Origin of the sequence: Flavobacterium sp. B183 (assembly GCF_023539155.1) — a bacterium.
In the GTDB taxonomy this organism is placed as follows: Bacteria; Bacteroidota; Bacteroidia; order Flavobacteriales; family Flavobacteriaceae; genus Flavobacterium; species Flavobacterium tructae.
The window spans coordinates 1,647,097-1,666,503 of record NZ_CP097434.1 but is presented as its reverse complement, the minus strand read 5'-3'; the positions used below and the strand labels follow the sequence as shown (position 1 = coordinate 1,666,503).

Below are 19,407 nucleotides of genomic sequence, written 5' to 3'. Positions count from 1 at the left end.
GTCTCTCTGCTATCGCACGAATCGTGGCGAAAAATCCATAACCAATAATTTATTTCACAACCTCAACCCAGAATCCTTTTGTTCTGGCCAGGAAGGTGTTGTCGTACATCGCTTCGCACTGCAATCCCGGTAAATAATAATTCCCTAAATAGGATGCATTTAACAAAATTCTGAATACTTTGGTCTCTCTGGATTTCATTCCAAAATAGAAGTTGGTTCTGTCGTCGCGAATATCAATATAGTCTGCAATATTATTGGTTGCGTCACCGTAGTCTGTGAAACGGGTATTTACGATTTCAAATCCTGAAGGCAAGATTTGTGACAGTGCCACATTCTGAATGCTTTCATTTCTTTGGTTTCTAACCGTAACTTCTGCAACAAATTCAGTTCCCTGACTGATTTTCGAAACATTAATAACACTTCCTTTTCTATTTTTGAAAACAATATTCGCAGAAACATCACTCTGAATCGCATTTTCCTGTCCGATTGGTAATATTCCGGTATTTAAAACTCTAACGTAAACTGTGTTATTTTTAAGATTCTTCAGGACAACACTATTGGCACCCGTCTGAACTGTTAAACTTCTGTCGGCAATTGTTTTTTGCGTATTTATAGTTTCGCCTTTTCCATTTTTGCTGAATTGAAGATTAATTCCTTTAGGTCCGTTGCTCGCAGCAAATTTAGACATAGCATACAGGCAATAAGCAGTTGTTTGTGTGCTCATCCATTGATTGGTCGACATTTCTTTAGCCAGTTTAGAAGCCATAGTGAATGCTTTTTGGTTTTGTCCTAAAAGCAGCATCGTTTCTAAAGCCATCGCTCTGTTTCTCTCGCTTGATCCATAATAGTAATAATTGTACTCGCTGGACTCGTTGTCAATACTGGTGCGTAATAATAAATTTTGTCCTGCCGATTTTTGTCCGGCTAAAACATAAGCAGCAGCCAGACGAAGCCTACTTTCGTTTGAAATGCCTTTTGTTTCGCGCAATCTGTTCATCGAAGACAAATCGGCATTGCCTGCCAGCGCCAGCGTATACAATCGGTAAGCCTGAGCAAGATCATTACCGTATTTAGGTTCAAAACGCCATTGTTTGGCTTCTCTTTGCTGATAAGAAATCCATTTTGATTTGAAGTTAATCGGTAAAACATACCCTTTTTTCTCTGCTTCAATCAGGAAATGTCCGGCATAAGAAGACCCCCAATCATCGGCAGTGGTACTTCCCTGCCAATACGTTAAACCACCTGATGGCAATTGAAAACTTCCTAACTTGCTAATTCCGGCCGTTATATTCTTTTGAATGATTCCTTTTCGGGTATTATCCAAATCAACAATATCGCTTAAAAACAACTGTGGAAAAACAGACGAAGTGGTTTGCTCGACACAGCCATGCGGATACTGAATGAGGTATTGCAGTCTTCCATTAAGATTGATGGTTGGCATTGAGGAAACTTCCAGTCTGGCTTTATTGCTTCCGGAAACTCCAAAAGTTTTCCAGGTAATGGTTTTGGTACTATTTGGAGGTAAAACAACATCCGTATACGTATTTGTAACCGGATTAGGATTGGTCATATCAATTTCTACATCATATACTGATTTCTCTTTTCCTGATGTCGCAATTACCTGCACTTTTCCAATTCCGGTAGCAGAACCTACTACCAGATTAAAGTAGGCCATTTTTTCGTCAGGTTGGGCAAAACTCAGACTTTGAGCAGCACTTCCCATTACTTTTAATCCACCGCTTGTTCTAAGCTGAATCGTTACCTTCTTAATATTCTTTTCGGTAGCAAAAACGGTTACCGGAATAGTTACTTTTTCTGAAGGCGATATTTTTCGAGGTAATGAAGCCAATACCATCAACGGACTTTTAACCGGTGTTGCTTTTTCAACACTTCCGTAGGCACTTGTATTCGCATCACCAGCAACGACCATCGTACGAACGGAACCTATGTATTTAGGCAGTTTTAGCTGATGTGCTTTCGTTTGACCTTTTTCTAATTTGAATGGTCCGTAGTACAACACTACTGGTTTAAATCGGTTGGCTTTTTTGGCTTTACCGCCACCTAAATCCTGATCTCCACCAATACTGAAGATTTGATTTATTTTTCCTCCGTATGCTCCGATCACATCATCATAAATATCCCAGGTTTTAACTCCTAAGGCTTCACGAACATAAAAACTGTCCCAGGCATTTGGTGTTTTAAAACGGGTTAAATCTAAAAGTCCTTCATCTACAACTGCAATAGTGTACGTCATTTCTTTTCCGGTTTTCTCTCCCACTTTTACGGTAAAAGTCTGCTCCGGTTTTAAAACATCCGGCATGGAGAGGGTCGGCGCCAGAATGGTGTTTTTATCCACCACTTCTATCGGAACGATTCCATACATACGAATAGGTGAATCGTTTTTAGTTGAAGCGTGTGGCTGCAAGAGTGTGATGTTAAAATATACATTTGGTGCCATTGCTGCTGTAATCGGAATTTCGACTTTAGTTTCTCCCTGTTTTGTTTTGGCCCAGATGGTCTGCACCACTTTTGAACCGTTTTCGATCGAAATCAAAGCGCGGCCTCCTTCACTGGAAGGAAAAGATATCTGTGCTTTTTCGCCTACAGCATAATTTTTCTTATCGGTAGAGAATACCAGCATATTGGCTGTAGATGCATCTCTGTTACGGGTTTTTCCGGACCAGATTGGCCAGTCAATATTTACGGTTAAAGCAGTTGCGTGTCCGTCTGTGTGATCGGCAACACGTATCAAATAGCGTCCCCATTCTTCATCGGTTAAAGAAAACTGAATACTTCCTTTTCCGCTGGAATCTGTATTGATCACAAAAGATTTATAAGAAGTGGTCGCATCTGATGAGTTATAATTTGAAAGGTTATCACTGGAAGCGTCCCACCACCAGCGCCAATCTACTTTATACACTTTTACCTCGAGATTTCTCACTGATTTTGGCCTTCCATTTTCATCCACGGTAACAATATCAAAACGGTTGTTTGTTCTGGTTTCCAACATTCCATATTTGTTAGGTTCCGGTGCTTTTATCCCAACATAAGTTTTGTAGGGTGAATAAGTCGTCGAAATAACATCCGTACTAAAATCACCTCCTTCTTCATATACTTTTGTGATGAAGGCGGCACGCAACATACCGGGAGCCTGCCCTTGTAGTTTTGGATGGATATCAACCGATGCTTTTCCGTTCTCATTTAATTTTCCGGAGAAAATATTAATTTCTTCTGAACTAAACTGACGCACCAAATCGTCAAAATTAAACTTCTCATATCCTTTAAATGTAGTCGTCTGCTGCGAAAATTTTGCCTGCATTTCTACATTCAGATTTTTTGCAATGGCACCATGAAGCCAGGTCACTTCAAGTGTACTGGTATTTGGATAAGAGGATGATAATGTTTTTCTGGAGAAATTATTCTTAATTTTTAAACGATTCGGTTTAATCGTTTCGATTTTAATGCTTTTGTAAAACTTGGCACCACCCACACTTATCATTGCTTCCCAATTTCCCGTTGGCGCGTCGGCACTAGTTGGAACGATAAAACTGTAATGATTCAGGTCGTTTGTTTTCTGAATTGTCTGATACGTTGTTTTACCATTCGGATCGTTTAATCTAAATTTAATCGGGTGTGATTTTGGAAGTTTATTCGACGCATCGTTTAAGATAAAGGACAAATACACGTTATCTCCCGGACGCCAAACACCACGCTCACCGTAGATAAATCCTTTTAAGCCTTTTTGCAAAGTTTCACCCGCAACATCAAAATTACTTACCGATAACGAATAACCGTCATCCAACTTCACATAAGTAGACTGATCTCCTAAAGTAACAATAGCAAAGTAGGCAAACTTATTGAGTTGAAACGCAGCAATTCCTTCGCTGCTTGTTGCAGCAGTTGCAATTTTCTGCTGTTGAAAGGTGTACAGATCCACTCTCGCATTTGAAACCGGCTCTGTGGTTACGATATTATTGACTGCAAAGAGATATGATTTATTTTCGCCTCTTTTGGCTATAACCCCTAAATCAGTTGCTAAGATATTTGTCGCAATTCTGGCATTATAGTAGTACGATCCTGTACAAGGATCCTGACTTTCTCTCCAGTCGTAATCGTCATAATAGTAATCGTCGTATGAATTGCTACTGTAGTTCACATCATTTTCATCTACTTCCTCCTCCTCTTCCTCCGAACTCTCTTCGGAGGTTTCACATTTATAAAGCGAATATTTCTTTTTGTAAACAAATTCCACACGGTAAATTGCCCCTGGTTCCGGCGTAATGATTTTAGATAAATCGAGAGCAAAGGTGTTCCACTTAGCCGGATTTATCAGTTTGCTTTCGACTAAATTCAGTGTGGTTTTGGCAATGGGTTGCGCCACTTTCTTGAGATTCTGACTTCCGTTCAGTTCATTATACTGCAAAAACTGAAGAATATTGTTCTTGTAAATTTTATACACCTTTACATCAACCGCACTTAGATTAACTGCTTCAAAATTCAATTTCAGGTTGTTTGAACTTGGCAGAATCGTTCCGTTTTTAACGAATCGAACGTTAGGTTTTATTTGGTCAAAATTGATTTTCTCGGTATAATTGGCGTCCATCTTTTTGCCGTACTGACTTTCAATTCCCTGAAAAACTTCGAGTAACAATTCTCCCGATAAAACTGGTTCCGGTTCCTGAGTCTCTTCCTCGTTCTGAACCACTACCACAGCACTACTATCCGTAACAACTGCCGCAGAATCAACTACAACTGCTGACGAATCAACTGCTAAATCTGTACTTTCTTCTGCCACTGCCGGAACTTCTTTTTTCTCCGGGGCTGTATTGCTAAAATATACTTTCAGGACATTCCCCTGAGTCGAAAATTTTAAATTGTTTGTATTCTGAATAGAGACCAATCCTTTAAAATCCTGCCCTTTTTCTAAAGGTTCCGAGAAATTAATTAAAAGGGACTGATTGTTCCCTTCCGGAATATCTACTTTTACAATTTTAAATTCGTTCACACCTGTAATTGGATAATCCAATTGCCCTTTCTGCTCAATATCAAAATCACTTCCGTCGTATGCAATTTCCAGATTCGAAGCTTCTAAAAACCGCTGAATACTATCAATTTTGAAACGGAACTCTTTAGCTGTTCCCGTTTGTTTTTCAAATTTAATTTTAACCTCTTTCCCGTTCTGATTGGCTGTAACTAACTTTTTAGCTGTTTCAACATCCATATTATCAGCCGTTTTTAAAACGCAGTTCAGATACTGGTAATCTTTACTATACGATTGAATATCCTCCGTATTAATAGTAAAATCCTGTTTGATGGTTTTAACGGTAAAGTTGAACTTTGAAAGTTCCTTCTCTTTTTCCTTTGGAATGGTGATCAGCTTATCTAAATTTAAAGTCACCTGATATTCTGTTCCTGCTTCCAGTTTTTTCTCCGGAATAAAAGCAATCGTATTGGTGGAGAGTGCTACTACTTTTCCGTGTACATTTGGCGAGATATCAAATAAATCGTCGTCTAATTCCTGATTCACTTTCCATTCTTTTTTATCAAAAGCCAAAACAACTCTAATATCAGATTCCGAAGAGACGATACCTCCCGTAAAACTAACAATGTATTCTTTGAATAATGAAAAATCGGAATTGAAATCGGCTGCTGATTTGCGGCCACAGGATTGAAAAATAAAAAACGTACAAAACACGAGAAATAGTCCTTTTACTTTCACTTTTATTTAGAATTACAGGTTTACGAATTTGGAAATTGACAGTGTACTTTAGCTTCTACCGCTATGTAAATAAACTAGTGGTTTGTCAATTATATTGCATAAATATAATGTATTTTTCTAAATCTTTTATGAGGAAAATTCTCCAAGGTAAAATATTTAAATGCTCTTAAGGGCAAAAATGATTTACAGCATTCTCAGAGACTATTTCGGGTTAATTCTTTCCTTTTTTGTTACTTCAGGAAGTCCTCTTTTTAAACTATCCCCTTTTTACAATTCTGTTCCAAGTCCGGACAATGCTTTGTCCAATGCAACAAAATGTTCTTTTGTGTCTGCGGCATAAAACAGTTGATTCCCTGCCTGCACTATGACTACATCATCATCATAATTACCATAAAAATTTATTCCTCCAAGCCATTGTTTAAAAGAGAATCCTTTATTTCTGAAGTTTGCACGAACGAAATTCAATTCATCTTCTTCCAATTCATAAAATGTATTACCAGGGAACTTTAAAGCAAAACCTGCCTGAAGAAAAGCCATTGCAGTAAAAAAATCACTTAACGTTTCCGTTTCCAGATTCCAGTCTTTCTCGTCTTCGCTCATGTATACCGGTGGATCAGATTTTGACAAATCCTCTTTATGAATCCCCCAAACGCAAGCCTTTTGATTTTCAGAATAAAATATCAAATAATCATTGTGTTTATAATATTGAAAACGCTCCGGTACGATTAATAAATCCTGTGTATGGTTTAGGTTTTGAATTTTACCCAATTCCGCATAATAATCAACAAATACCTGCGGAAGTGCTCCAAAGATACTTTTAACTACCTCCATTTCACTATCTGCAAAACCATTAGATTCAGTGATGTGATATAGTTTTTTTATGGTTGAGAAATTGGTCATGATTTACAGCAATTATTTCCTTCTCTCTACAAAAAAGCGTTTCATTAAATCCGCAGCTTCATTGGCCATCACTCCGGAAACCACAGTTGTTTTTGGGTGTAACTGGGTTCCCATGGTCATGAAACCCCGATGTTCATCGCGAGCACCAAAAACAATTTTTGAAATCTGACTCCAATACAAAGCCCCAGCACACATTTGGCAAGGTTCGAGGGTAACATATAACGTACAGTCTTTGAGGTATTTTCCACCTAAGAAATTGGCTGCAGCGGTTATCGCCTGCATTTCTGCATGAGCCGTAACGTCATTTAATAATTCGGTCAGATTATGGCTTCTTGCAATAATTTTATCGGCAACTACAATGATTGCTCCAACAGGAATTTCGCCTTTTTCAAAAGCCATTTCAGCTTCCTGCAAAGCTTTTTTCATAAAATACTCGTCGGTGAAGGGATTTATCATAAGTGCAAAAATAGTTTTTTTGAAATAATTTCCCCTGAGTTAAAGTCAAGAAAGCGTTAATCAAAACTTAGCTTTTTCCATAGAAGTTAGTTCAATAAAATTAATCGCCTCATCAATAGCGATTTTTTGAGGCAATTAACGTTATTAATTGCCTCATTTCTATAAAACTCCCCTATTTAAAGTTCGTGCTAAACATTCAAAAAACAATAATTAAATTTAAAACCGTAAATTTGCTTTTTACCTTACAATGAAAAGCAACTTACTCTCCAACATATACAATCCCGCTGATTTACGCTTATTAACTGAAGCGCAGCTTTCTCAGGTTGCACAGGAATTACGCGATTTTATTATTGATGTTGTTTCGGTTAAAGAAGGGCATTTAGGCTCCAGTCTGGGTGTAATCGAATTGACCATTGCACTTCATTATGTGTTTAATACTCCTGACGATTTATTGGTTTGGGATGTTGGACATCAGGCTTACGGACATAAAATCCTAACCGAAAGAAGGGAAATTTTTCATACGAACAGACAGCTTGAAGGTATTTCCGGTTTTCCTAAAAGAAGCGAAAGTGTTTATGACACCTTTGGTGTAGGGCATTCCTCCACTTCTATTTCGGCGGCACTTGGAATGGCCATTGCTTCAAAAATTAAAGGCGATTTCGACAAACAGCATATAGCCGTAATTGGTGATGCGTCGATTGCTTCAGGAATGGCTTTTGAAGGTTTAAATCATGCCGGGGTTACAGATGCTAATCTTTTGGTGATTCTAAACGATAATGCTATCGGGATTGACCCAAGCGTAGGGGCTTTAAAAAAATATTTAACAGCTGTTAAAAACGGGAAAAATCCGAAACAGAATAACATCATCAAGTCGTTAAACTTCGATTATTCGGGACCAATTGACGGTCATGATCTTCCTGCCTTAATCAAAGAACTCAATCGTTTAAAGAAGATAAAAGGGCCTAAATTTCTACATATTGTAACCACAAAAGGAAAAGGTTTACAGCAGGCAGAAGAAAATCAGGTAAAATATCATGCTCCGGGAAAATTTGATGCTTCAACCGGAGAACTTTATTCTAAATCAGAAGAAAATTTACCTCCTAAATATCAGGATGTTTTTGGTCTGACGATCTTAGATTTAGCCAAAAAGAACGAAAAAATCATCGGAATTACTCCGGCAATGCCATCCGGAAGTTCTCTTAAATTTATGATGGATGAGATTCCCGAACGCGCTTTTGACGTGGGAATAGCCGAACAGCATGCGGTAACACTTGCTGCAGGAATGGTTACGCAGGGAATGACGGTCTACTGCAATATTTATTCGACTTTTTTACAGCGTGCTTACGATCAGGTCATTCACGATGTTGCACTGCAAAACTTACCCGTTATCTTTTGTCTGGATCGTGCAGGCTTGGTAGGCGAAGACGGTGCGACACATCATGGTGTTTTTGACATTGCTTATTTGCGTGCGATTCCGAACCTAATTATTTACGCTCCCCTCAACGAAATTGCCTTACAGAACATTTTATATACGGCACAATTGGGATTAAATCATCCCATCGCCATTCGATATCCAAGAGGCCGCGGCGTTATATCAAATTGGGAAGTAGAAAATTTCGGACATTATAAAAAAATTGAAATTGGCCCCGCAACCTGCTTAAAAAAGGGAACAAAAACAGCCGTTTTGTCTACCGGAACAATTGGAAATAATGTGATCGAAGCAATAAACGAATCTCACAATTCCGCAACCATTGCTCACTACGATTTTCCTTTCATTAAACCACTAGACACCAATACCTTAATAGATGTTTTCACAAGTTTTGGGAAGATAATTACGGTCGAAGACGGTACTGTAAACGGTGGTTTTGGAAGCGCCATTTTAGAGTTTGCAGCCTCACATAATTTCAAAAATACCATCGAAGTTTTGGGTATTCCGGACACGTTTATAGAGCATGGAACGGTTAATCAGTTACAACAATTGTGTAAAATTGACGTTAAAAGTTTAATAAATCTTTTTTCAAACGATACAAAATAATTATTTTGCGCTGTCAAAAAATAAAATCACAATGAAATTATTGCGTTCTACCCTTTTGCTTTTGCTGCTTTTGTGTACTTCAAATAACTTTGCTCAAATTATACAAACGACTTTGGATCCTGGCGAATTACCTGCACCTCCATCAAACTGGACCAAAAAAAATCAACTGGGCTTTGACATTTCCGAAATTGCTTTTGTGAACTGGAGTGCGGGGGGAACAAGCTCGATCTCCGGACTTTTTAAAGGTGAATTTAACCGAACTTATATTAGAGGAAATCACAAATGGGCCAATGAACTTATTATAAAGTACGGTCTAAACCAGCAAGACGGTACTGAACTCCGAAAAACTGATGATGCTTTTCTATTCAATTCGACTTACGGCTTTAGAAAAGATACGATCTCAAATTGGTACTACTCGGCCAAATTTAATTTCAATACTCAATTTACTGACGGATACAATTATCCTAACAAAGATGTTGCGATCTCCAGACCTTTTGCACCAGCTTATGTCTTCCTTGGAGCCGGAGCTGAAAATTCAGATAAAAAGAAAAACCGAACCTTATATTTCTCTCCAATAACCTTAAAAACCACTTTGGTTCTGGATCAGGCTTTAGCAAATCAAGGATCTTTTGGTGTGCGAAAAGCGACTTACATAGTAGATCCAATGGATCCGAATTCTAAAATTTTAGTTGAAAACGGGCAGAAGGTAAAAGCCGAATTTGGTATTCTGCTTACCGGATACATGAAAACCGAGATTTACAAAAACATCTTCTACGAAAACCGATTGAGTTTGTATACCGATTATCTAAACAAATTTGGAAACGTTGACGTAGATTATGATACCCGTCTGGACCTTGTAGTAAATGCTTATGTAAAAGCAAATATTGGCGTACACCTGGTGTACGATGATGATATCAAAACCAAAAAAGACTTTTGGGATCCTGCTACCGGAGCGACTTCGCAAGTTAACAACGGACCAAGAGCCCAGCTAAGACAAGTCTTAGGCGTGGGTCTCGTATATGCTTTTCAATAAAATATTAAAACGTTGGAGTAATTCATTTTAACGCATAGAATCTATGTTTCTATGTGCTAAATTTTCTTGTCAATTACACTCTACAACTTAGTGTGTTATTTATTTTTTCTGCCATTTATGGTTTCAAACAACTCCAGTGCATTCCCGTCTGTTAGCAAAGAAACGTAATGACAGATATGCAACAAACGTTCGTATAAATTGGTTTTCTCTAAGTGATGTTTTTCAGGCAGCATTTTCAAAAGCAGTTTATCGTAGTTTGAAGCAGTTCCTTCGTATTTGTTGTTGAAAGCAGTTATAAATTTATCCAACAGGGTTTGAATAATCTGATAGCCTACAATTTCTTTTTCAACGACCTCACGGCTTTGGTAGATTTTATCAACACTTAGTTTGATAATATCATCCATTTGCGCTTTGTATTTACTCTTATCTGTTAAAGCAAAAGGAAATTTCCCGGCCAAAATAGCTTCTTCGTTTTCAACAAAAACATTTACAGCGTCATTTATCAATGTTCCGATAGCCAAGGCACGTAAATAACTAATTCGGTCTTCTTTTGTTGTTAAAGTCTTGTATTTGGCTACTCCTATGTTATCTTTCACCAGTTTGATTAAGTATTCTAAGGCATAATCTTCTGAGACCAATCCCAGATTTATACCGTCTTCAAAGTCAATAATGGTATAGCAGATATCATCGGCTGCTTCCACCAAATAGGCCAAAGGATGTCTTTCGAAACCAATATCGTCTCCTGTTTTATTGACAATCATGCCCATATCCTTAGCAACTTCTTCAAAAAAAGATTTGTCGCTCTGAAAGAAACCGTATTTTTTGTCAGCGATATTTTGGGTAGGCTTTTTAGGCAAACTTTCTTTCGGATATTTCATAAAAGCGCCAAGGGTAGCATAGGAAATTCGAAGTCCTCCCTCAATTCCCGGACGACTTGCCGTAAGCACCGAAAATCCATTGGCATTTCCCTCGAAATCAATTAAATCCTGCCATTGTTTTGGAGTTAACTGGTCTTTGTATTTTAAACCGTTTCCGATCGAAAAATACTCTCCAATTGCTTTTTCTCCTGAATGTCCAAAGGGAGGGTTTCCTATATCATGCGCCAGAGAAGCCGCAGCTACTATAGCTCCAAAATCGTTCATATGATACCCGTGAACTTCTTTTAGATGAGGATATTTTTCGATGATTTTTTTTCCAACCAAACGCCCTAGTGAACGTCCAACTACCGAAACTTCTAAACTGTGTGTCAATCTGGTATGCACAAAATCGGTTTTCGAAAGCGGAATAACTTGTGTCTTATCCTGTAAAGAGCGAAATGCCGCCGAAAAGATTATTCTGTCATAATCAACTTCAAAACCCAAGCGGGTATCGTCCTGTTCTACACGTAATCTTTTGCTGGTATCGCCTTGGCGTTTGAGTGATAAAAGTTGTTCCCAGTTCATTTTCAAATTTAGGTTTCAGATTTTAGATTTTAGATTTTAGATTTTAGATTTTCCGATCTAACGTCAAAAATACGTTTTATTTTAGGATTTAATAGAATAAAAGAGGCCACAGATTAATTTGATTTAAAAGATTAAATACTTTATTCGCCACGAATTCACGAATTAATCTAAACGAAATAATTAGGGGAATCTGTGGCAAAAAATCCAACAATCAATTTAAAAAAAATCTGTAAAATCTGTGGCAAAACCAAACCACCAGCATCAAAACTCCAGCGCAGTACTGTGTTTGATTTCTCCCATTACAAAAATACTGTTAGTATTACCGATGTTTTCAATCGTTGACAATTTGTTCATTACAAAATCCTGGTAACTGGCCATGTCCTGAACCAGAATCTTGAGCATAAAATCATAATCACCGGCGATATTATAACATTCTATAATTTCGGGAAGAGCTACAATATCTTTTACAAAATTGCTCCCTACATTTCTGGCATGTTCTTTTAAACGCACATTACAAAAAACCGTCATTCCGCGATTCATCTTTTTCTTGTCCAGCAACGCTACATATTTAGTGATATATCCGTCACGTTCTAGTCTTTTTATACGCTCATAAACGGGAGTTACGGTTAAAAATAATTTACTGGCGAGGTCTTTTGTATTGATGTTAGAGTTTTCCTGCAGGTATTTCAGGATCAATAAATCGGTTTTATCTAAGTCTTCCATAGTTTTTTTTACGGCTAAAGTTATTCTTACAATAAATAATCAGTAATATAATCTTTAAAACATCCTTTTTAAAACACATTTTACTGAAATAATCTTCAAATATAAGTTATAAAAACCAATACAATACATTTGTACCGTAAAAAATACTGAATCAAAAATGAAAACAAACAACTTAGGATACCCAAGAATTGGTAGCAACAGAGAACTAAAAAAAGCCAGTGAGTTGTACTGGGCAGGGAAAATTTCTGCAGATGAATTAATCGAAACCGGAAAAGACATTCGTCGAAAAAACTGGCAGTTACAAGCTGAAGCCGGAGTAGATTTGATTCCGTCTAATGATTTTTCGTTTTATGATCAGGTTTTGGATCTAACGCTTACGGTTGGTGCAATTCCGGAACGTTACCACGAGCTGGCAAAAACAAATACTTCAATCGATTTGTATTTTGCTATGGCAAGAGGTGCACAAAAAGACGGTCAGGATGTTGTAGCTATGGAAATGACCAAATGGTTCGATACCAACTACCATTATATTGTTCCTGAGTTCACAAAAAATCAAAAATTTGAATTGTTTTCGGAGAAGATTATCAATGAATTTAAGGAAGCAAATGCCTTGCAGATTGCTACAAAACCTGTACTAATCGGACCTGTTTCTTATTTGCTTTTAGGAAAAGAAAAAGAAGAAGGTTTTCACCGCATTGATCTTATCGACAAACTGCTTCCTGTGTATTTTGAGATTTTCGAAAAACTACAAGAAGAAGGTGCTGAGTATATTCAGCTCGACGAACCTTTCCTGGCGTTAAACTTAACAGATAAGGAAAGAAGCACCTTCACAAAAGTATACAATGAAATCCACCAAAATTTCCCTAAAATTAAAATCGTTCTGGCGAACTATTTTGATTGTTTTGGAGAAAATCTTGCTACAGCACTAGCTCTTCCGGTGGATACTTTTCATCTGGATTTAGTGCGCTGTCCTTCTCAATTAGATGATATTTTAGAATCAGGTCAATTAGCTCCTACCGCGAATCTTTCCTTAGGTGTGATTGACGGAAGAAACATCTGGAAAAATGATTTCAGAAATTCTCTGGAACTAATCAAAAAAGCTACTGCTGCTTTGGGAGAAAACAGAATTCTGGTTGCCCCATCCTGCTCGTTAATTCACAGTCCGTGTGATTTAGATTTAGAAACCAATGATGCAACACTGACTCCTGAAATCAAACAATGGCTTGCTTTTGCCAAACAAAAAATCAATGAAGTCGTTTTGTTGAAACAATTCGCTTCTAATGAAATTGACGTTAAAAACTCTATTGATTATGAACAAAATGTGATTGCCAACAACAACCGTAAAACATCAGCATTAATTCATAATGACGACGTAAAAACGCGTGTTGCCGGAATTACGACTTCGGATGACCAACGTAAAAGCACTTTTGCTGTTCGAAGAAAAAGTCAGATTGAAGCTTTAAACCTGCCTTTATTCCCGACCACCACCATTGGATCTTTTCCTCAAACTGCTGAAGTGAGAAGCTGGAGAGCGAAATTTAAAAAAGGAGAATTAACAACAGAACAATACAACGATTTAATCGAAAAAGAAACTGAAGCTACGATTCGTTTTCAGGAAGAAACAGGAATTGACGTTCTGGTTCACGGAGAATTTGAGCGTAATGACATGGTGGAATACTTTGGAGAACAATTGTCCGGTTTTACTTTTACCAAAAATGGCTGGGTACAGAGTTACGGAAGTCGTTGCGTGAAACCTCCCGTTATTTACGGCGATGTTTCAAGACCAAACCCTATGACGGTAAAATGGTCGCAATACGCACAATCTCTGACGCCAAAATGGGTAAAAGGAATGCTTACCGGACCGGTTACTATTTTGCAATGGTCTTTTGTACGTAACGATCAGCCTCGTTCTGTGACCTGTACGCAGATTGCTTTAGCCATTCGTGATGAAGTTGTTGATCTGGAAAAAGCCGGAATCAAAATCATTCAGATTGATGAGCCTGCCATTCGCGAAGGTCTTCCTTTACGAAAAGAGGAATGGGCCAATTACCTGGATTGGGCTGTAAAAGCATTCCGTATTTCTGCAAGTGGTGTTAACGACGACACGCAAATTCACACCCACATGTGTTACAGCGAATTCAACGATATTATCCAAAACATTGCCGATATGGATGCCGACGTGATCACGATTGAATGCTCGCGCTCGCAAATGGAACTTTTAGATGCTTTTGCCAACTTTAAATATCCAAACGAAATTGGACCGGGAGTTTACGACATTCACTCTCCACGTGTCCCTTCAAGTACCGAAATGGTTCATTTGTTAGAAAAAGCAGCTGCGGTTATTCCTGCGGATCAATTGTGGGTAAATCCTGATTGCGGCTTAAAAACCCGTCATTGGGACGAAACCAAAAAGGCTTTGATCGAGATGGTTAACGCAGCCCAGGAAATGAGAGCAGCAGTTGAAAACACCGCTACTTTTTAATTTTATTTGAATATATTTTGTTTTTTTAGTGCCAACTGGCGAAGCCGAAACTCTTGTAGTTTTGATTTTTTTCGACTTCGCTATGGTTGGCATTTTTTTTTAGCAGCAGAAGATTTTTTCTCAAAAGACCTTCAGTCCCGCTATCCGTTATATCTTTTATGGCGAACCCCGCCACAAAAGGATATCACTTCTATCGGGGCTAAACAACAAATTTTAATTTTCATAAGATAGTCCGTAAACAAAAAAAGCACCCGCCGTGGCGGATGCTTTTCTGAAATTGAATACTATTTAAGATTAGAAGTTTTTAGAAACTCCAATGTTAAATGTTCTACCAAAATTAAAATTGAAGTTTTTAACTTCTGGTCCATTGTTATCATAGTTTAAAGTGTTGTACCCTAAACCACCAATGTTAAAGTTTAAACCAAAACCTTTTTTCATGTCGATGAAAAGAGCTGGTGTAATACCAATGTACATACCGTCAGCTTTAGCAGTTGAAGTCATTGGTCCAGTGTACGTTTTGTCTTTTGCACTTTGAAAACCTGTTCCTAATTCAGCGAAGAAAGCGAAAGTTTGGTTTAATGGCATAGTGTAACGTAAAAATGCACCTAATTTAGTAGTGTTGTTTTTCACTTCATTTACTCCTTGCTCAGTTTTGCTAGAACCAAAAGAAGCCTCACCCCCTACAGTCCAGTTGTCGTGAAATTGGTAACCTACTTTTGGAGAAAAATCAAATTCATTCGTTTTAACCTCATTGTTTCCTAAAGTTCTGGTTTGAGAAGTGTAACCAATACCACCACCAACTAAGATTGTTCCTTTTTGTGCGTTTGCAAAGCTAACCATAGCTAATGCAAGAACCACCAACATTTTTTTCATTATAAATTATTTTAAATTTGATATCCCTTTAACAAGAACGATGCCGTAACGACTGGCTTTTATATTTTTTTTATGATTTCTTTAAAAGATAAAAATGTAGTAATCGAGCGTATTTCTGTTTACTTTTGTAGCAAATAAAAAGTCATGTCGATAGCAGTAAACAACATATCAAAAAGTTACGGAACCCAAAAAGCGCTAAATGAAATTTCATTCTCTATTGAAAAAGGAGAAATCGTCGGATTTTTGGGTCCAAACGGCGCAGGAAAATCTACATTAATGAAAATTTTGACGACCTATTTACTGGCAGATAATGGCTCAGCCCTTGTAAACGGTCATGATGTCATGACGGACGCAAAGGGAGTTCAACGTTCTATTGGCTATTTACCGGAACATAATCCGTTGTATCTGGATTTGTATGTTCGTGAATATTTGGCTTTTAATGCCGATGTTTATCAGGTTCCGAAATCAAGAATTGAAGAAGTCATACAACTGACAGGACTGTCAGGTGAAAGTCATAAAAAAATAGGACAGCTCTCTAAAGGATACCGCCAGCGTGTGGGACTTGCCAATGCTTTATTGCACAATCCGGAGGTTTTAATTCTGGACGAACCCACTACCGGACTGGACCCTAACCAGTTAATGGAAATTCGAAATGTGATCAAAAATGTAGGGAAAGATAAAACCGTTTTTCTGTCTACTCATATCATGCAGGAAGTCGAAGCCATCTGCGATCGTGTCATTATTATTGACAAAGGACAAATTGTTGCCGACAAAAAATTAGACCACCTAGTATCTGAAAATGCAGAGCAAGTGATCGAAGTCGAATTTGATTATCAGGTAGAAGAACAGCTTTTGGCTAAACTTAAAAATATTACGGCCTACAAGAACACACACGATATGACTTGGGAACTAACTTTTGTTTCTGAAAAAGACATGCGTCCGGCTATTTTTGATTTTGCCAATGAAAATGGTTTAAAAACATTACAACTGAACCAGAAAAATAAAAATCTCGAAGCCGTTTTCAGAGAAATTACAAAGTAGGGATTCCAACCTTACTTCATTTTAAAATAAAAACCAATTTGTTCTATTATAGAATAAGTTGGTTTTTCTGCTTTTATTCCTCTCCTCATTTTCCATTTTCTTAAACTCTGTGAAGTCTTGTTTTCACAGGCATTTTTCTCAAATTTTCAATATTTCCCCAGATTTTATACTTTTCCTTCAAAACAGGAACCCTTCAATATCAATGCTTTACATTATTTGTCGTAAATTTTAACTATATTTATTTAGACTTATTATAAATAGTGTTATATTTGACAACTGAAACTTCAAATAATCACTCATGTTTTCAATACTCCTTCCTATAAAAGCCTCGATATATAAGCTCTCAAACCGATTGACACTTCTTCAAAATACACTTTCTGATAAACTCGAACAGCTCGTACTGCAATAGCATACAGCTTCTGTACCTAAAATCAAAAATTACTTTACCCCCATCATTCCAAAATACCATGAAGAATATTATAACATCTATTGTACTTGCCTTTTCAGTCTACGGATATTCGCAGACAGAAAAAGGAAGAGACAGCATTGTCGAAACTTCGATTAATGCTTTAGATGAAATTGTAATCACAAAAAAGAAGGTTTTATATACTCAGAAATCAGATCGACTGGTTTTTAATGTAGAAAACAGCATTGTTTCTGAAGGCGGCACTGCTTTAGATGTTTTATCCCGTGCTCCGGGCGTTGTCGTTTCTCAGGACGGCGAATTATCGATCCGTGGACAACAAGGTGTCGGAGTGATGATTAATGGCAAGTTAACACAGCTTTCACAAAAGGAACTCGCGAATTATTTAAAGTCAACTACCTCATCCAATATCAAACAAATTGAAGTGATTACGAATCCTTCTTCTAAATATGATGCGACCGGTAAAGCCGGAATTATTAATATTATTTTAAAGAAACCTAATGCGGGCGGACTTAAAGGAACGGTATTCACCAATTATGGAAGAGCCCGTAAGAACAGAACCAATTCCGGTGTTAACTTAAGTTACAACAAAGATAAATTTGGCGTTTACGGAAACTACAGTTACACCTTTAGAGGTGAGGAAGAACGTAAAGAATTCGATCAGATTCAATATACTGACAACACACGCCAGACTATTTCAACAAAAAACCATCAGACCTCGGTTACAGACGAACCGCTGACTTCTAATAATTTTAAAATTGGAACTACCTATGAAGTTTCTCCTAAAACGAATTTAGAAGTGTATGTTGATGCCAAACTGGGGCGTTACGAAAACATCGCTAACGGTAGAAATACATTACTAAATGCTTCAAATCAGGTGCAATTTGATGCTTTGACCTTCAACGACAGTAAAGAAAAGTGGAATGATTATACGTATGGCTTTTCTGGAGTTCATAAATTCAATACCGAGGGCAAAAACATGTCTTTTGATTTAGAGTATGAAACGTCAAAATTCAGATCGAATCAGTTTCAGAGTGCAAAAAATACAGATCCTGCTATTGTTGCTAACATTAATGACCGCAGGGGTTTTATTCCGTCGCAATTGAGTGTTTTTACAGGAAAATTTGATTTTGTCAATCCGTTAAAGGAAAAGCAGTCTATCGAATGGGGCGCTAAAGCCAGCGTTAAAAACAATGACAATCCATCGGTTTACGAGTATTACGACAATAATCAATGGATCGTTGATGCTAACTCCACCAATCATTTTGAGTACAAAGAACAAATTTATGCTGCCTATGCCAATTACAAATACCAACTGGAAAATTTAAATATTCAGGGAGGGTTAAGAACGGAATATACTGCCATTGAGATACTACAAAAAACCTTAAATGAAACTCATAAAGACGATTATTTAAAATGGTTTCCAAGTGTTTCTTTGAAATATGAGCTAAGCAACGACCATTCTTTGCACGCCTCCTACAGTAAAAGAATCAACAGACCGAGTCAGTTTGATTTGAATCCGTTTCGTTTTTACGATGATTCTTTTAATTACTCACAGGGAAATCCAAATTTGGTTCCGGAGATTACTCATTCGACAGAAATTGGATACGCCTGGAAAAGTGCTTTTATGGCTTCGTTGTATTTCAGTAAAACCAAAGATGTTTTTACAGAGGTTTACGATTACAATCCCGCCAACAACACTACTGTAACTTCCCAAATTAACGTGAGCAAATCCTTTAATTATGGTGCAAATATTACCAACACAGCCGAAATTTACAAATGGTGGTCGGTGAATACGCTATTCAACATTTTCGAAAATAAGTTCATGGGAAATGTAGTGAATACGGATAAAATTGATCCTATTGTTACTTTAAATCTAAGTGTACAGAACTCCTTTACGATCAGCGAGAGCCTAAAAGCTGAAGTTAACGCACAATATCAATCCAAATCGAATCTTGGTATTTATGAAAGAGATGCTTTTTTTGATTTTAGTATTGGAATCTCGAAACAGGTACTGGCAAAGAAAGGAAGTATCAAATTTAATATTACGGACATTTTTAATACCAATAATTTTCACATCAATTCAGTCATAGCTCAAACGAGCATCAATAAAAGATATGATCTGGACAACCGTATTGCTACTATAGCGTTTACGTACAGAATTTAATATTTGGATCTTTAGTTTCCTTGTTTTTGTTTTTTTTTTGAATGAAAGAGCCTGTTTGTAGTTAGCAGGCTCTTTTTGTTTTTGGGGTTAACCGCAAAGCAAGTATAGTATT

The 19,407-nt window shown here is 37.3% G+C and carries 11 protein-coding genes; 5 read left to right on the top strand and 6 right to left on the bottom strand.

Annotated elements, in window-relative coordinates; all coding sequences use genetic code 11:
- Positions 1-49 precede the first annotated feature (49 nt).
- The 3 genes from M4I44_RS07510 to M4I44_RS07500 form a co-directional block, all read right to left on the bottom strand.
- Positions 50-5,719: an alpha-2-macroglobulin gene (locus tag M4I44_RS07510; RefSeq protein WP_249966946.1), complete on the bottom strand. Its 5,670-nt coding sequence runs from the start codon at positions 5,717-5,719 to the stop codon at positions 50-52.
- A 267-nt stretch (positions 5,720-5,986) separates the two neighbouring features.
- Positions 5,987-6,619 carry a hypothetical protein gene (locus M4I44_RS07505; RefSeq protein ID WP_249966945.1) on the bottom strand — a complete coding sequence of 211 codons (633 nt, stop codon included), beginning with the start codon at positions 6,617-6,619 and terminating at the stop codon, positions 5,987-5,989.
- A gap of 12 nt (positions 6,620-6,631) precedes the next feature.
- Entirely contained in the window at positions 6,632-7,075 is a 444-nt protein-coding gene (locus M4I44_RS07500; protein WP_017497260.1) for a nucleoside deaminase, read from the bottom strand.
- 247 nt (positions 7,076-7,322) lie between these two features.
- Here M4I44_RS07500 and M4I44_RS07495 point away from each other — a divergent pair, with 247 nt between their 5' ends.
- Together M4I44_RS07495 and M4I44_RS07490 are read left to right on the top strand one after the other, a co-directional pair.
- Positions 7,323-9,110, top strand: a complete 1,788-nt coding sequence (locus tag M4I44_RS07495) for a 1-deoxy-D-xylulose-5-phosphate synthase (protein ID WP_249966944.1) — start codon at positions 7,323-7,325, stop codon at positions 9,108-9,110.
- 31 nt (positions 9,111-9,141) lie between these two features.
- Entirely contained in the window at positions 9,142-10,143 is a 1,002-nt protein-coding gene (locus tag M4I44_RS07490) for a DUF3078 domain-containing protein (RefSeq protein ID WP_249966943.1), read from the top strand.
- A 95-nt stretch (positions 10,144-10,238) separates the two neighbouring features.
- Here M4I44_RS07490 and M4I44_RS07485 read toward each other — a convergent pair whose 3' ends face one another.
- Positions 10,239-11,585, bottom strand: a complete 1,347-nt coding sequence (locus M4I44_RS07485) for a deoxyguanosinetriphosphate triphosphohydrolase (protein ID WP_017497263.1) — start codon at positions 11,583-11,585, stop codon at positions 10,239-10,241.
- 261 nt (positions 11,586-11,846) lie between these two features.
- Positions 11,847-12,308 (bottom strand): Lrp/AsnC family transcriptional regulator, encoded by a 462-nt coding sequence (locus M4I44_RS07480; RefSeq protein WP_017497264.1) that lies wholly within the window; start codon positions 12,306-12,308, stop codon positions 11,847-11,849.
- Positions 12,309-12,465: 157 nt separating this feature from the next.
- On the opposite strand from M4I44_RS07480, the gene metE reads away from it, so the two are divergent.
- Complete coding sequence (gene metE, locus M4I44_RS07475; protein WP_249966942.1) at positions 12,466-14,790, top strand: 5-methyltetrahydropteroyltriglutamate--homocysteine S-methyltransferase; 2,325 nt, start codon at positions 12,466-12,468, stop codon at positions 14,788-14,790.
- 294 nt (positions 14,791-15,084) lie between these two features.
- Here the strand turns inward: metE and M4I44_RS07470 are convergent, their stop codons facing one another.
- Positions 15,085-15,663 (bottom strand): outer membrane beta-barrel protein, encoded by a 579-nt coding sequence (locus M4I44_RS07470; protein WP_017497267.1) that lies wholly within the window; start codon positions 15,661-15,663, stop codon positions 15,085-15,087.
- Positions 15,664-15,807: 144 nt separating this feature from the next.
- On the opposite strand from M4I44_RS07470, the gene gldA reads away from it, so the two are divergent.
- Positions 15,808-16,704, top strand: a complete 897-nt coding sequence (gene gldA, locus M4I44_RS07465) for a gliding motility-associated ABC transporter ATP-binding subunit GldA (protein WP_017497268.1) — start codon at positions 15,808-15,810, stop codon at positions 16,702-16,704.
- Positions 16,705-17,171: 467 nt separating this feature from the next.
- The gene (locus M4I44_RS07460) at positions 17,172-19,295 is read left to right on the top strand and encodes an outer membrane beta-barrel family protein (RefSeq protein ID WP_249966941.1); all 2,124 of its coding nucleotides are present in this window, start codon (positions 17,172-17,174) and stop codon (positions 19,293-19,295) included.
- The last annotated feature ends 112 nt before the right edge of the window (positions 19,296-19,407 follow it).

Excerpts from the sequence above, each read along its gene's own strand:
- M4I44_RS07470 (WP_017497267.1), bottom strand. The coding sequence starts at position 15,663 with ATGAAAAAAATGTTGGTGGTTCTTGCATTAGCTATGGTTAGCTTTGCA.
- M4I44_RS07460 (WP_249966941.1), top strand. The coding sequence starts at position 17,172 with ATGAAGAATATTATAACATCTATTGTACTTGCCTTTTCAGTCTACGGA.
- M4I44_RS07480 (WP_017497264.1), bottom strand. The coding sequence starts at position 12,308 with ATGGAAGACTTAGATAAAACCGATTTATTGATCCTGAAATACCTGCAG.
- metE (WP_249966942.1), top strand. The coding sequence starts at position 12,466 with ATGAAAACAAACAACTTAGGATACCCAAGAATTGGTAGCAACAGAGAA.
- M4I44_RS07490 (WP_249966943.1), top strand. The coding sequence starts at position 9,142 with ATGAAATTATTGCGTTCTACCCTTTTGCTTTTGCTGCTTTTGTGTACT.
- M4I44_RS07495 (WP_249966944.1), top strand. The coding sequence starts at position 7,323 with ATGAAAAGCAACTTACTCTCCAACATATACAATCCCGCTGATTTACGC.
- M4I44_RS07505 (WP_249966945.1), bottom strand. The coding sequence starts at position 6,619 with ATGACCAATTTCTCAACCATAAAAAAACTATATCACATCACTGAATCT.
- M4I44_RS07485 (WP_017497263.1), bottom strand. The coding sequence starts at position 11,585 with ATGAACTGGGAACAACTTTTATCACTCAAACGCCAAGGCGATACCAGC.
- gldA (WP_017497268.1), top strand. The coding sequence starts at position 15,808 with ATGTCGATAGCAGTAAACAACATATCAAAAAGTTACGGAACCCAAAAA.
- M4I44_RS07500 (WP_017497260.1), bottom strand. The coding sequence starts at position 7,075 with ATGATAAATCCCTTCACCGACGAGTATTTTATGAAAAAAGCTTTGCAG.